15 protein-coding genes are annotated in these 13,797 nt (G+C 63.3%); 6 read left to right on the top strand and 9 right to left on the bottom strand.

What is annotated here, in order from left to right:
* Window positions 1-24: 24 nt before the first annotated feature.
* The 3 genes from V1479_RS10770 to V1479_RS10760 are packed head-to-tail and all read right to left on the bottom strand — an operon-like array spanning window position 25 to window position 3,194.
* The gene (locus V1479_RS10770) at window positions 25-819 is read right to left on the bottom strand and encodes a transglutaminase family protein (RefSeq protein WP_368802896.1); all 795 of its coding nucleotides are present in this window, start codon (window positions 817-819) and stop codon (window positions 25-27) included.
* Complete coding sequence (locus V1479_RS10765) at window positions 819-1,760, bottom strand: alpha-E domain-containing protein (protein ID WP_173191083.1); 942 nt, start codon at window positions 1,758-1,760, stop codon at window positions 819-821. The genes V1479_RS10770 and V1479_RS10765 overlap by 1 nt, the downstream gene beginning before the upstream one ends.
* A 21-nt stretch (window positions 1,761-1,781) precedes the next feature.
* Window positions 1,782-3,194: a circularly permuted type 2 ATP-grasp protein gene (locus V1479_RS10760; RefSeq protein ID WP_368802895.1), complete on the bottom strand. Its 1,413-nt coding sequence runs from the start codon at window positions 3,192-3,194 to the stop codon at window positions 1,782-1,784.
* Between the two features lie 241 nt (window positions 3,195-3,435).
* Here V1479_RS10760 and V1479_RS10755 point away from each other — a divergent pair, with 241 nt between their 5' ends.
* The gene (locus V1479_RS10755; protein ID WP_368802894.1) at window positions 3,436-3,858 is read left to right on the top strand and encodes a DUF4864 domain-containing protein; all 423 of its coding nucleotides are present in this window, start codon (window positions 3,436-3,438) and stop codon (window positions 3,856-3,858) included.
* A 7-nt stretch (window positions 3,859-3,865) separates the two neighbouring features.
* Here V1479_RS10755 and tgt read toward each other — a convergent pair whose 3' ends face one another.
* The 5 genes from tgt to coaD all read right to left on the bottom strand — a co-directional run bounded on the left by tgt (window position 3,866) and on the right by coaD (window position 8,054).
* On the bottom strand, window positions 3,866-4,999 hold the full coding sequence (tgt, locus tag V1479_RS10750) for a tRNA guanosine(34) transglycosylase Tgt (protein ID WP_368802893.1): 1,134 nt from the start codon (window positions 4,997-4,999) through the stop codon (window positions 3,866-3,868).
* Window positions 5,000-5,213: 214 nt separating this feature from the next.
* Window positions 5,214-6,293: a tRNA preQ1(34) S-adenosylmethionine ribosyltransferase-isomerase QueA gene (gene queA, locus V1479_RS10745; RefSeq protein WP_368802892.1), complete on the bottom strand. Its 1,080-nt coding sequence runs from the start codon at window positions 6,291-6,293 to the stop codon at window positions 5,214-5,216.
* 29 nt (window positions 6,294-6,322) lie between these two features.
* Complete coding sequence (locus tag V1479_RS10740; protein ID WP_173191075.1) at window positions 6,323-6,796, bottom strand: peptidylprolyl isomerase; 474 nt, start codon at window positions 6,794-6,796, stop codon at window positions 6,323-6,325.
* Between the two features lie 164 nt (window positions 6,797-6,960).
* Entirely contained in the window at window positions 6,961-7,539 is a 579-nt protein-coding gene (locus V1479_RS10735; protein ID WP_368802891.1) for a peptidylprolyl isomerase, read from the bottom strand.
* A 14-nt stretch (window positions 7,540-7,553) separates the two neighbouring features.
* A complete protein-coding gene (gene coaD / locus V1479_RS10730) occupies window positions 7,554-8,054 on the bottom strand; it encodes a pantetheine-phosphate adenylyltransferase (RefSeq protein WP_368802890.1) in 501 nt (166 codons plus the stop codon).
* Between the two features lie 173 nt (window positions 8,055-8,227).
* On the opposite strand from coaD, the gene V1479_RS10725 reads away from it, so the two are divergent.
* Entirely contained in the window at window positions 8,228-8,359 is a 132-nt protein-coding gene (locus tag V1479_RS10725) for a hypothetical protein (protein ID WP_280515710.1), read from the top strand.
* 3 nt (window positions 8,360-8,362) lie between these two features.
* Here V1479_RS10725 and gyrA read toward each other — a convergent pair whose 3' ends face one another.
* The gene (gene gyrA / locus V1479_RS10720; RefSeq protein WP_368802889.1) at window positions 8,363-11,170 is read right to left on the bottom strand and encodes a DNA gyrase subunit A; all 2,808 of its coding nucleotides are present in this window, start codon (window positions 11,168-11,170) and stop codon (window positions 8,363-8,365) included.
* A gap of 287 nt (window positions 11,171-11,457) precedes the next feature.
* Here gyrA and V1479_RS10715 point away from each other — a divergent pair, with 287 nt between their 5' ends.
* The 4 genes from V1479_RS10715 (at window position 11,458) to V1479_RS10700 (ending at window position 13,758) form a co-directional block, all read left to right on the top strand.
* Window positions 11,458-12,114 (top strand): CPBP family glutamic-type intramembrane protease, encoded by a 657-nt coding sequence (locus tag V1479_RS10715; RefSeq protein WP_368802888.1) that lies wholly within the window; start codon window positions 11,458-11,460, stop codon window positions 12,112-12,114.
* On the top strand, window positions 12,081-12,407 hold the full coding sequence (locus tag V1479_RS10710) for a hypothetical protein (RefSeq protein WP_368802887.1): 327 nt from the start codon (window positions 12,081-12,083) through the stop codon (window positions 12,405-12,407). The genes V1479_RS10715 and V1479_RS10710 overlap by 34 nt, the downstream gene beginning before the upstream one ends.
* A gap of 71 nt (window positions 12,408-12,478) precedes the next feature.
* Window positions 12,479-13,108 (top strand): MarC family protein, encoded by a 630-nt coding sequence (locus V1479_RS10705; RefSeq protein ID WP_173191065.1) that lies wholly within the window; start codon window positions 12,479-12,481, stop codon window positions 13,106-13,108.
* Between the two features lie 113 nt (window positions 13,109-13,221).
* Window positions 13,222-13,758 carry an AAA family ATPase gene (locus V1479_RS10700; protein WP_368802886.1) on the top strand — a complete coding sequence of 179 codons (537 nt, stop codon included), beginning with the start codon at window positions 13,222-13,224 and terminating at the stop codon, window positions 13,756-13,758.
* Window positions 13,759-13,797 lie beyond the last annotated feature (39 nt).

Below are 13,797 nucleotides of genomic sequence, written 5' to 3'. Positions count from 1 at the left end.
ACTTCGCAGTTTGAGCAAACCTGATTACTGCTCGACAGTGATGTGAACTTCAAGCCGTTCCTGCGCGTGGCCCAGCCTTATGCCCGAAACCGGCATCGCGTCGCGGTAGTCGCGTCCGGTCGCAAGTCGCACATATCGCCCATCGGGCGCGATGCCGTTGGAAATGTCGAAGCCAACCCAGCCGAGCCCCGGCAGATGCGCTTCCGCCCAGGCGTGGGTCGCAACCTGCTCCACGGTATCGTCGAGCCGCAGGTATCCGCTCACATATCGGGCCGGAAAGCCGAGGCTGCGCGCCGCTGCCAGGAATATATGTGAGTGGTCCTGGCAGACGCCCTCGCCCTGCATGACCGCATCCTCGGCGCTGGTCGCCGCATCGGTTGCGCCGACCGTATAGGCGACCCTCTCGCGGATCGCGCCGGACAGCGCGTGCATCCGGCTGAGATCGTCTCCGCCCTCGATGCTGCGAGCGATCTCCCCGATCAGCGGACCGGCCGTCGTCAGCGAGGTCGGGCGCTCGAACAGCCACAAGGGAGCAAAGCCGGTATGGGGGCCGGTGACACCGGCCGTGTCGCGCACCTCCACCTCCCCGCTCGCCGTGATCTCGATCGCCTGCGCTTCGCCGGAAACGCTCAGCAGGCGCGTGTCGTTGCCGAACTGGTCGTGGAAGCGCACCTCCTCGTTCGCGCCTTCGACCTCTACCGTCCATGACACGACCGTCTGCGTGGAGCCGCTGAGCGGCTGCAGACGCACGCGCTGCAACGCATAGGGCACGGGCGCGTCGTAGGAATAAACCGTGCGATGGGAAATCTTCAGCGGCATCAGAAGAACCGGTAATTCTCGGCAACCTCGTTGCCCAGCCTGTTGTTGCTAATAATGAAGTCACTCAGGAATTCATGCAGCCCGCCGTCGAAGATCGATGCGATACTGCCGGGCTTGAGCTTCGCCCTGATGCCTGCGAGCGTGCCATGGCAGTCATGCTGTTGGCCATAGTCTTCGGCAAGGAAATCAAGGCTCTCCGCGATCATATGGTAGCAATACGCGAGCGAGCGTGGCATGCGTCGGTTGAGGATCAGGAAGTCGGCGATGTTTGTCGCCTTGTAGTCGGCTTCGTAGACCCAGCGATAGGACCGGTGCGCCGAGACCGAACGCAGGATCGATTCCCACTGGTAGTTGTCCAGCGACGAGCCGACCCAAGAAATCGACGGCAGCAGCACGTAATATTTGACGTCGAGAATGCGCGCGGTGTTGTCGGCGCGCTCGACATAGATGCCGAGCTGGGCGAAGTCGAAGATCTCGTTGCGCAGCATCGTGCCGTGGAAGGCACCGCGGATCAGCGCCGTCTCGCGCTTGATGGCATCGAGGATCTTGGGCAGCTCGCGCTGGTCGATCGGTGCCGCCAGCATGCGCCGGCATGTCATCCACGCTTCGTTGATGCTTTCCCAGGTTTCCCGCGTTAGTGCGGTCCGCACCATCCGCGCATTGGTGCGCGCCGTCTCGATGGACGAAAGCACGCTCGACGGGTTGGTCACGTCGCGCAGGAGGAAGTCGGAGACGGTATCGGCCGTGTATTCCCCGTGACGCTCGCGAAAAGCCTGGTCCGCGCCCGCGCTCATCACCACCGATGCCCACTCGTCGGCCGAAGAGTCGGTGCGTGTCAGCGCCAGCCGCAGCCCCGCATCCACGATGCGCGCCATGTTCTCGACCCGCTCGATGTAGCGCGTCATCCAGTAAAGGCCGTTTGCCGTGCGACCGAGCAGCACTGTCAGGCTCCCTCCCCGTTCCTAGTCATCGAGAACCCACGTATCCTTCGTCCCGCCGCCCTGAGACGAGTTCACCACCAGCGACCCTTCCTTCAACGCCACCCGCGTGAGCCCCCCCGGCACGATGCGGATGCGGTCCGAGACCAGTACGAAGGGCCGCAGGTCCACATGGCGGGGCGCCAACCCCTTCTCGGTCAGGATCGGGCAGGTCGAGAGCGCCAGCGTCGGCTGGGCGATATAGTTCGACGGTTTGGCCTTGAGCTTCGCCGCGAACGCCTCGCACTCCTTCTTGGATGCGGTCGGCCCGACCAGCATGCCATAGCCACCGGAGCCGTGAACCTCCTTGACGACCAGCTCGTCCAGATGTTCGAGCACGTATTTGAGGCTGTCAGGTTCGGAGCAGCGCCATGTCGGGATGTTGCCGAGGATCGCCTTGCGGCCCGTATAGAACTCCACGATCTCCGGCATGTAGGAATAGATCGCCTTGTCGTCGGCGATGCCCGTGCCCGGCGCGTTGGCGATGGTGATGTTGCCGGCGCGGAACACATCCATGATGCCCGGCACGCCCAGCGCCGAATTTGGATTGAAGGTCAGCGGGTCGAGATAGTCGTCGTCGACACGGCGGTAGAGCACGTCGATGCGCTTGTAGCCCTGCGTCGTGCGCATCGCGACGTGGCCGTCCACGACCCTCAGATCGTGTCCCTCGACGAGCTCGACGCCCATCTGGTCGGCCAGGAACGCATGCTCGAAATAGGCCGAATTGTAGCTGCCGGGGGTCAGCACCGCGACCGTCGGCGAGCCTTCCGCGCTGCGCGGCGCAACCGCCGAGAGCGACTGGCGCAAAAGCTGCGGGTAGTTTTCGACCGGCCGCACCTTCACCGTCTGGAACAGCTCCGGAAAGAGCTGCATCATCGTCTCCCGGTTCTCGATCATGTAGGAGACGCCGGAGGGCGTGCGCGCATTGTCTTCCAGCACGAAGAACTCGTTTTCGCCGGTGCGCACGATGTCGACGCCGATGATGTGGGTATAGACGCCTGCTGGCGGCCGCACCCCGATCATCTCGGGCAGGAACGCCTCGTTCGCCGAAATCAGCTCGCGCGGGATCCGGCCTGCGCGCAGTATCTCCTGGCGATGATAGATGTCGTCGAGAAACGCGTTCAGCGCCTGAACGCGCTGCTCGATACCCTGCGTGAGCCGGCGCCACTCCGCGCCCGAAATGATGCGCGGCACGATGTCGAAGGGAATGAGGCGTTCGGCTGCCTCCTCCTGGCCGTACACGGCAAAGGTGATGCCGGTGCGCCTGAAGACACGCTCGGCATCCTGCATCTTCTCGGTTAGGCGGGCGGGGTCTTGCGTTTGCAGCCAGCCGTCATAGCCAGCGTAGGGTTGTCTCAGCCCGCCTCCGTGCGGGCGCATTTCATCGAATGCAACCAAGCGCATACTCCTCTGCCCTCCATAACAAAGAGCCGCGAGCGTAAAATCAAGGGGAAACCGTCATTTGATCGTGACGTCGGCACCGATTTGGGCCGATGCCCAACAAACCGGCAGTCGTCACAGCCAACTGCCGACGTGCCGTGCAGCCGCTATTGCGCGCGGGCATGAAACCGTCGAAGCTTTGACTGCGTATCTTCCAGAGGCGGTCGGATTCGGGCTGCCGACAACAATGGAGGAGGTCATGAACACGATACATCGTCTTTGTCTCGTCTTGGTGCTTGCGGTCGGCTGGGTACCAGCCGCGCTGGCCGACGACGCCGCCAAGGCGGCGCAGCAGACGATCGAGGGGCAGTTGAAGGCATTCCTCGGCGGTGACGACCAGGCCGCCTATTCCTATGCCGCACCCAATATCAGGCAGATGTACCCGACGCCGGGTGGCTTCATGGCCATGGTGCGCAACGGCTACGCCCCTGTGCATCGGCCGCGCAACTATGCGTTTGGCAAGTTCGAGGCGGTGGCGCCGGGGCGCGTTACGCAGAGCGTCTTCGTGCTCGGCCCTGACGGCAAGGATTACGAGGCGCTTTACGTGCTGGACCTGCAGGACGACGGCATCTACCGGATCGTCTCGGTCAGCCTGCGCGCGGCAAATCTGCCGAGCACCTGAACCGTTTCTAGAGCGCCGGCAGGTCGCCCTTGGCCCAGCCTTCGGAGATGTCCGCAGCGCGGTCCGCGAAGGCGCCGGCCTCGATCGCCGCGCGGATGTCGGCCATCAGGCGCTGGTAATAGGCAAGGTTGTTCCACGTCAGAAGCATTGCGCCGAGCGCCTCGCCCGATTTCACCAGATGGTGCAGGTAGGCGCGCGAGTAGTCGGTCGCTGCCGGGCAATCGCTTTCCTCGTCGAGCGGTCGCGGATCGTCAGCATGGCGCGCATTGCGCAGGTTCACCTTGCCGCGCCTCGTATAGGCGAGGCCGTGGCGTCCGGCGCGCGTCGGCATCACGCAGTCGAACATGTCGATGCCCCGCGCAACCGACTTGAGGATGTCGTCGGGTGTGCCGACGCCCATCAGGTAGCGTGGCTTGTCGGCCGGCAGCAACGGGCAGGTCACGCCAAGCATGTCGAGCATCACCTCCTGCGGCTCACCCACCGCGAGCCCGCCGACCGCATACCCCTTCAGGTCCATCCCCTTGAGTGCGAGCGCGGAGCGTTCGCGCAAAGCCGGCACGTCGCCGCCCTGCACGATCCCGAACATCGCCCGCGCCGGCTGGTCGCCGAAGGCGGTCTTGCAGCGCTCGGCCCAGCGCAGCGACAGCTCCATGCCGCGTTCGATCTCCTTTTCGGAAGCCGGAAGCGCCACGCACTCGTCGAGCTGCATCTGGATGTCGGAATCGAGCAGCCCCTGTATCTCGATCGAGCGTTCCGGCGTCAGCTCGTAAGGCGCTCCATCGATATGCGATCGGAACGTGACACCGGTCTCGTTCAGCTTGCGCAGCTTCGACAGAGACATGACCTGAAACCCGCCGGAATCGGTCAGAATCGGCCATGGCCAGCGCGCGAACTCGTGCAGACCGCCCAGCCGCGCCACGCGTTCGGCGCCGGGCCGCAACATCAGGTGATAGGTGTTGCCGAGAATGATGTCGGCCCCCACGCCCCTCACCTGGTCCATATACATGGCCTTGACCGTGCCGCCGGTGCCCACCGGCATGAAGGCCGGCGTGCGGATCGTTCCGCGCGGCATGGTCACCTCACCACGCCGCGCCGTGCCGTCGGTTGCAAGAAGGCGGAAATTGAAACCGGTCGCGGTCATGCCCACCCCGTTCTGTATTGCCCGGCGGGACAGCGCCCCCCTCTGTCCTGCCGGACATCTCCCCCACTAGGGGGGAGATCAGCCGGCCGCACGGCTTTCGCCAATCGCCCGCGTTGCAGAAAGAGCGTTGAGCCCGGAGCTGCCGATCTCCCCCCTCGTGGGGGAGATGTCCGGCAGGACAGAGGGGGGCAACGTAGGGCGCCAATCTGCGCAATCATTCCTGTTCTTCCCTGAAAAGCAGGCTCGTATCGCCGTAGGAGTAGAAGCGGTAGTTCTGTGCGATGGCATGGGCATAGGCCGCGTGCATCGTCCCCAGCCCGCTGAAGGCAGAAACCAGCATGAACAGCGTCGAGCGCGGCAGGTGAAAATTGGTCATCAGGATGTCGGCTGTGCGGAAGCGATAGCCGGGCGTGATGAATATCTCGGTAGCGCCGCGCCATTGCCGAAACGGTTCGTCATCGGTCGCAGCGCTTTCCAGCAGGCGCAGGGATGTGGTTCCAACGGCGACGATCCGGCCTCCCCTGGCTCGCACGGCATTGAGCGCCGCTGCCGTCTCCGCGCTCACCTCGCCGATCTCGGCATGCATGCGGTGGTCGTCGGTGTCGTCGGCCTTGACCGGCAGGAACGTCCCCGCGCCGACATGCAACGTCACGAAATGGCGTTCTATGCCGGCCTGCTCCAGCGCTTCGAAAAGGCCGGGCGTGAAATGCAGTCCCGCCGTCGGTGCTGCGACCGCGCCTTCCTCCCGCGCATAGATCGTCTGGTAGTCGGTGCGGTCGCGCTCGTCCTCGGCGCGCTTGCCGGCGATATAGGGCGGCAGCGGGATATGGCCGACCTCACGCAAGGCGTCGTCCAGCGCCGGGCCGGTTAGATCGAATTCGAGCGTGACCTCGCCGGCCTCGCCCTTTTCCGCAACCGTCGCGTCGAGCGAGCCGAGCAGGCAGAGATTGTTCTGATGGCCGAAGCGGATGCGATCGCCCACGACAAGACGCTTGGCAGGGCGCGCAAACGCCTTCCAGCGGCTTTCGTTCACCCGCATATGCAAGGTGGCATCGATCTGCGCGACCGCTTCGTCGCGCCGGCGCAGGCCGGTCAACTGGGCCGGTATGACCTTGGTATCGTTGAAGACAAGAGCGTCGCCCGGCCGCAGCAGGCCGGGCAGCTCGCTCACGATGCGATCCTCCGGCGGTTGGCCGGATCGCACGACCAGAAGCTTTGCCGCATCGCGCGGCTCGGCCGGACGCAACGCGATGCGCTCATCCGGCAGCTCGAAATCGAAAAGGTCGACGCGCACGGCGCTCTCCGTCGTGTCGCGTCGATGAATCAGGCGTCGGCGGCGACGCGCATGGTGACGATCGAGTCGGGGTCGCGAACGGGCTCGCCCTTCTTGATCTGGTCGATCGCATCCATGCCTTCGATCACCTGACCCCACACGGAATACTGCTTGTTCAGCCACGGAGCATCATCGAAGCAGATGAAGAACTGGGAGTTGGCCGAATTCGGGTTCTGCGAACGCGCCATCGAGCACGTGCCGCGCACGTGGCTCATGTTGGAAAATTCCGCCTTGAGGTCCGGCTTGTCCGACCCGCCCATGCCGGTGCCCGTCGGGTCGCCGGTCTGCGCCATGAAGCCGTCGATGACACGGTGGAACACGATGCCGTCATAGAAGTTCTCGCGCGCCAGTTCCTTGATGCGCGCAACATGGTTTGGCGCCAGATCGGGCAGCAGCTCGATCACCACCTTGCCCTTCGTGGTTTCCATGACAATCGTGTTTTCGGGGTCCTTGATCTCGGCCATCTGGCTTCCTTCCTGATCTTCTCTAGCTTTGCGCCCACCTGGTTCGGGTCAGGGCGAGTCGAAAATGGTGGATTTCGAGAACCGGAGCGCAGCGTACTTAAGGTACGTGAGCACCGGAAGCGCAGAAAGCCGCCATTTGCAGGCCGCCCTCACCCGAATCCAAACTAGTCGGCCGCGATGCGAACCGAAACCATACGGTCCGGGTCGGTTACGACACCATTCTGGGCCGCGTTGCCGCGCTTGATGTTGTCGACGAATTCCATGCCGCTCTCGACATTGCCGACGATCGTGTAGCCGCCGTTGAGCGAGGGAGCCGGGGCGAACATGATGAAGAACTGCGAATTGGCGGAGTCGGGGCTCTGCGCACGCGCCATGCCGACGGTTCCGCGCGTATAATCCTCGTTGGAGAACTCGGCCGGGATATTGCCCATGGACGAGCCGCCGGTGCCCGCTAGCTGGCTGTTGTAGCCATCCTCCATGTCGCCGTACTGGACATCGCCGGTCTGCGCCATGAAGCCCTCGATGACGCGGTGGAACGCGACATTGTTGTATTCACCGGCACGCACCAGCGCCTTGATCTGCTCGACATGCTTGGGCGCGAGGTCGGGGCGCAGCGCAATCACCACCTCGCCGTCCTTGAGCTCGATGATCATCGTATTCTCGGGCTCGGCAGCCAGGGCTGCGGAACCGGCAAGCACGCCGGCGGCAAGAATCAGCGACGAGGCGACCCTCAGAAATTGCATGAACGACTCCTGTTTCAGGATTTGAACTTGGCATCCAGCGCGGTCGCGACCACGGCCGGAACGAACGGCCTGATGTCGCCGCCCATCGACGCTATCTGGCGGACAAGTGTGGCGGTAATGGTGCGCACTGAGGGGCTTGCGGGCAGAAAGATCGTCTGCAGTTCCGGGGCCATCGTCTCGTTCATGCCGGCCATCTGCATCTCGTAGTCGAGATCGGTGCCGTCGCGCAGGCCGCGGATCAGGATCGACGCGCCCTCGTTGCGTGCCGCATCGACCAGCAGGCCAGAAAACGAGACGATGCGCAGCCGCGAGGCGCCCGCGCCTAGCTCTTCCTTCGCCCATGCCTCGATAAGCGTCACGCGCTCTTCGAATGAGAACAGAGGCTGCTTGGAGGCCTGCACGCCAATGCCGACGATGATCTCGTCGGCGATGGTGAGCGCGCCTTTCAGCACGTCCAGGTGGCCGTTGGTCAGCGGGTCGAAGGAGCCCGCGTAAAAGGCGATGCGCGTCGTCATGGCAGCGCTTCTAGCGGTCGAAACGGACAAAGGCAATTGAGCGGCGCATGTTGCTTTCATGAACGGTAGATGAACGGTCGGATCAGGCTCGGTTCAAACGTCATCCTTCAAGAAAGGCACCGAAATGAAACCAATTCGAGCTTCACTCGTTGTTGAGGCAAGAAGGAGATACGATGATGATGATCTTCATGCTCGCAGCCGCCATGACCCTGGCCATGCTGATCGCAACGGCCTTCGGACTGCATAACGAAGCGCAGACTGTGCGCCTCGAATCCCGTCGTCGCACCGTTCGTAACCGTTTCTGATCCCTATTCCTCCAGTGGAGCGGGCGGCGTTCCCTGTGCGCCGTCCGCTTCCGCCTCTACCGCTTCAGCCAGCGCGTCTTCAGCCTCGGCTTCCGGTTCCGAGATTCTCTCGACCGACACGACCTTCTCGCCTTCCGCGGTATTGAAGATCGTCACGCCCTTGGCGGTGCGGCTCGCAAAACGAATGTTGTGCACCGGCACGCGGATCACCTGACCTCCATCCGACACCAGCATGATCTGGTCGCCGTCCTCCACGGGGAATGCGGCAATCAGGCTGCCGATTTCCGCGGCCTTGGACACATCCGTCGCGCGAATACCCTTGCCGCCACGCCCGATAACCCTGAAATCGTAGGACGATGAGCGTTTGCCGTAGCCGTATTCGGTGACGGTCAGCACGAACTGCTCGTGTTCCTTGAGGAACGCATAGCGCTCCTCGCTCAGGTCGGCGTCTTCGACGATCTCTTCATTGGTCAGCGCGACCTCATCTTCCCCATCGCCGTTTTCGCCAATCAGCGCCGCGCGGCGTTCCGCCACGGAGCGCTTGAGATAGGCGGAACGTTCGCCTGCCGAGGCATCGACATGCTCGAGAATGGTCATGGAGATGGCGCGGTCGCCTGCCCCCATGGAAATACCCCTGACGCCCTGCGAGGAGCGCCCTGCAAAGACGCGGACGGCCGACACCGGGAACCGTATGCACTGGCCGCTCGAGGCTGTGAGCAGTACGTCGTCATTGTCCGTGCAGGTCTCGACGGCGAGGATCGCATCGCCCTCCTCGTCGAACTTCATGGCGATCTTGCCGTTGCGTTTCACGTCGGCGAAGTCGGACAGCTTGTTGCGACGCACAGTGCCGCGCGTTGTAGCAAACATCACGTCGAGCTTGCCCCACTCCTCCTCGTCCGGGAGCGGCAGGATCGCGGTAATGCGGTCGCCCTCTTCCAGCGGCAGCATGTTGCGCAGAAACTTGCCGCGCGACTGCGGCGTGCCGATCGGCAGGCGCCAGACCTTTTCCTTGTAGACAATGCCGCGCGAGGAGAAGAACAGGATCGGCGTGTGCGTGTTGGCCACGAACAGCCGCGTGACGAAATCCTCGTCCTTGGTCGACATGCCCGAGCGGCCCTTGCCGCCCCGCGCCTGCGCCCGGTAGATCGAGAGCGGCACCCGCTTGATGTAACCCTCGTGGGTGACGGTGACGACCATGTCCTCGCGCTGGATCAGGTCCTCGTCGTCCATGTCGGCGCCGCCGTCGGTCAGCTCCGTGCGGCGCGGCGTGCCGAACTCGTCGCGCACCGAGACGAGTTCGTCCTTGACGATCTGCTGGATACGCGCGCGCGACGAAAGGATGTCCAGATAGTCGGAAATCTCGGCGCCGATGGTGTTCAGCTCGTCGGCGATTTCGTCGCGGCCGAGCGCGGTCAGGCGCTGCAGGCGCAGTTCGAGGATCGCGCGCGCCTGCTCTTCCGACAGGTTGTAGGTGCCGTCCTCGTTGATGCGATGGCGCGGATCGTCGATCAGCAGGATCAGCGCCTCGACGTCGGTCGCCGGCCAGCGCCGCTCCATCAACTGCTCGCGCGCCGTCTGCGGATCCGGCGCATGCCGTATCAGGCGGATCACCTCGTCGATATTGGCGACCGCGATTGCCAGGCCAACGAGCACGTGCGCCCGCTCGCGCGCCTTTTTCAGGAGATACTTGGTACGCCGGCTGATCACCTCCTCGCGGAAGGACACGAACGCGCGCAGCATGTCGAGCAGCGTCATCACTTCCGGCTTGCCGCCGTTCAGCGCCACCATGTTGGCGCCGAACGAGGTCTGCAGCGGCGTATAGCGATAAAGCTGGTTCAGGATCACGTCGGCATTGGCGTCGCGCTTCAGCTCCACGACGACGCGATAGCCCTGCCGGTCGCTCTCGTCGCGGATGTCGGAGATGCCCTCGATGCGCTTGTCGCGCACCAGTTCGGCCATCTTCTCGATCATCGAGGCCTTGTTCACCTGATACGGAATCTCGGTGACGACGATAGCCTCGCGCTCGTTGCGGATTTCCTCGACATGCACGCGGCCGCGCATAACGATGGAGCCGCGCCCGGTCGAATAGGCGTTGTAGATGCCCGCACGCCCCAAAACGATGCCGCCGGTCGGGAAATCGGGGCCGGGAATGATCTCCATGAGCTCTGGCAGCTCGATGGCCGGGTTTTCGATCAGGGCGACGCAACCGTCGACAAGCTCGGAAAGGTTGTGGGGCGGAATGTTGGTCGCCATGCCGACGGCGATGCCGCCGGAGCCGTTGACCAGCAGGTTGGGGAACCGCGCCGGCAAGACCTTCGGTTCGCTGCCCGATGAATCGTAGGTGTCCTGGAAATCGACGGTTTCCTTGTCGATATCCTCCAGCAGCTCCTCGGCAACCTTGGTCAGGCGCGCCTCGGTGTAACGCATCGCAGCCGGCGGATCGCCATCGATCGAGCCGAAATTGCCCTGACCGTCGATGAGCCGCACGCGCATCGACCATTCCTGCGCCATGCGTACCAGGGCGTCATAGATCGAGGCGTCGCCGTGCGGGTGGTATTTACCCATCACGTCGGCAACGGGGCGCGCCGACTTCACATATTTGCGATTCCAGTGATAGCCGCTCTCATGCGAGGCGTAGAGAATGCGCCGATGGACGGGCTTCAGGCCGTCCCGCACGTCGGGCAACGCGCGGCTCACGATCACGCTCATCGCATAATCGAGATAGGAGCGCTGCATCTCCTCGATGATGGAGATGGGTTCGATACCTTCGGGCAGTTCGCCCGGGCCGCGCGGCGTGGTCTGGTCAGTCAATTGCAGTCACGATCATGTTGGGAATCACTGTCCCCTTATATAGGAAGCGCGCCGACGATTCCAACGCGGAGCGCCGTTTTCCAAAGCCGTTTTATCAAGCATTTTCAACTAGATACGAGGTGAAGCGAATTGCCGCGTCATCCTGCATCGCGTAATTAACCGCATCGCTGCAAAAATCGACATTGAAGACAGCCTCGCCGCCGGCCGATTCGTGGCACAAACACAACCGCTGGATGCAGCGCGTACGCCCTGCTAGCGTTGCCAACATTCCTCGGAAAGGCATCGGGATGCGAACCGTTTTCTTCGAAAGATACGTTGATCTTGCCCGCCACGGCGCGAATAGCTGGCTGCGGTTTTTCCTGGCGTTCGTCACACTGGCGGTGCTTTACGTGCTGGCCGGCGCTGTGTTCTTCGTCGCGATAGCCCCGTCCGAGGTGTGGCAGACGCCGGAGGCCTTCGACGCTGCATTGGCCACGCCTCTGGGGCTTGCTGCAACGCTCCTTTCAGTCGGCTGGATGTGGATCAGCCTGTGGATCGTCCTGAGACTTTTCCATCGTCGGCGCCTTGCCACGGTCGTAGGGCACGATGGCTGGGCCGGACGGCGAGACCTGACGTGCGGCCTTCTGGTCGGCCTCTTCGTCCCACTTGCCGCGGGTTTTGCCACCTTGCCGATAGGGCCGATACCCGTGCGGGCGGAAATCGCCCTGGAGAGCTGGCTTCTGCTCTTCCTGCCCTTCGCCGCCATCATCCTGATTCAGGCCTCGGCGGAGGAAGCCGTTTTTCGCGGCTATTTCCCGCAGATACTGGCGTCACGAGGCTTGGCAAGCTGGATCTGGTTTGGCCTGCCAACCCTGCTCTTCGCCGCATTCACTGGCGACACGACCTTCCGCTCTGGAAAAATGCGAGCATCGTGGCTTCCATTGCCATCTTCGCGATCGCCATGATGATCCTCGTCATCCGCACGGGCCGGATCGCAGCGGCCAGCGGCGCACACTGGGGCAACAACATGGTGGCGCTTCAGTTCGTCGGCATTGATGACGATCTGGGCCCGATGGCGCTCTTTCACCTGCCCCCGTTGACCGACCTTGCATGGACGCCAGCCGCCATTGGCGTGATGGTGGTCGCGACGATTCCGGTTTCGATATTGCAGCTCGCGCTGCTTTTGCATCCGCGATCTCCGGTTTCGGTGGTTCGCCCCGAAGCGCCGCTGCTGGCGAACAGCCCCTCGACCGTATAGCCTCCAGCCGGCACTGCCTTGTCGCGTCCGATAGCGGGCAAGGCTGCCGATGACACCGGGGGACTTCACCGATGCCGAGCCTGGACCACATCTTCAATGCCTTCGTCACGATCCTGGTGACGATCGACCCTCCGGGGCTCGCGCCTCTGTTCCTGGCGCTGACAGGGGGTATGAATCGCTCAGAGCGCCAGCAGGTGGCGATCCGCTCGTCGATCATCGGCTTCGGGGTTCTGGCGCTGTTCGCGCTGGCAGGCGCCGCGATCCTGTCGGTCTTCGGCATCACGCTGCCCGCCTTCCGCGTCGCAGGCGGGCTGCTTCTGTTCTACATCGCCTTCGAGATGATCTTCGAGCGCAGGCAGGAGCGGAAGGAAAAGAGCGCCGATACGGCAGTCACGAAAGACCACATCCGCAACATCGCTGCCTTCCCGCTGGCAATCCCGCTGATCGCCGGCCCCGGCGCCATCTCGGCAACCGTTCTGTTGTCGGGAACTTTCGCGGGCGCCGCAGGGCACATGATGCTGGTGGCGATCATCGCCGCCTGTATCGCGCTGACCTGGCTGACATTTGTCGCGGCAGAGCGGGTCGACGGCTTCCTGGGCGAGACCGGCCGCTCGATCCTGACGCGACTTCTGGGCGTCATCCTCGCGGCGCTGGCCGTCCAGTTCGTCGCCGACGGCATCAAGGCGCTGATAGCGGCGTAGCGCCCGCTGCCGCCGCCAAGCGACCCATCGGTAGTTGGCAAGGCACACAGTTCGGGTTGTCACGCGGCCATACGGACAACGGCCAATTCGCATGACACGGGAGACGATCGCGAATGGTCGATCACAGCGGTGAAATTCTGATACTGACCGGCACGCCCGGCGCAGGGAAAACCACAACAGCCGCAGCCTTGGCCGCTTTGGGTGGATCGGCAAAGGTACATCTGCATTCCGACGATTTCTGGCATTTCATAAGGCACGGCATGATCCAGCCCTATCTCGCCGAAGCCGAGCGCCAAAACCGGGTCGTGCTTGATGTGCTGGCGAACGCAGCAGCCGGCTACGCCAGGGGAGGCTATTTCGTCATTTTGGACGGTATTATCGGCCCGTGGTTCCTTGATGCCTTCAGAACCGCCGGGCTTCCCACACACTATGTCGTTCTTCGTCCACCGCTTGAAACCGCGATCGCGCGCTGCCGGGAGCGCGGAGGTAACACCCTGTCCGATCCAGAACCCATCACGGCTCTGCATCGCCAGTTCTCCACGCTCGATTCCCTCGAGAAACACGTGCTCGACACGAGAGACCTCGATAGGGAAGCGCTGCTTCGGAGCGTGACAGTCGCCCTGCAAAGTGGAGCGTATCGACTGTCCTGACGAAAGTCGGGCGAAAGGCCCGAAGTCGCCGTCCCGGCC

This window comes from Neoaquamicrobium sediminum, assembly GCF_040970315.1.
Lineage (GTDB): Bacteria > Pseudomonadota > Alphaproteobacteria > Rhizobiales > Rhizobiaceae > Aerobium > Aerobium sediminum.
This window is presented reverse-complemented; position numbering and strand designations above follow the sequence as displayed.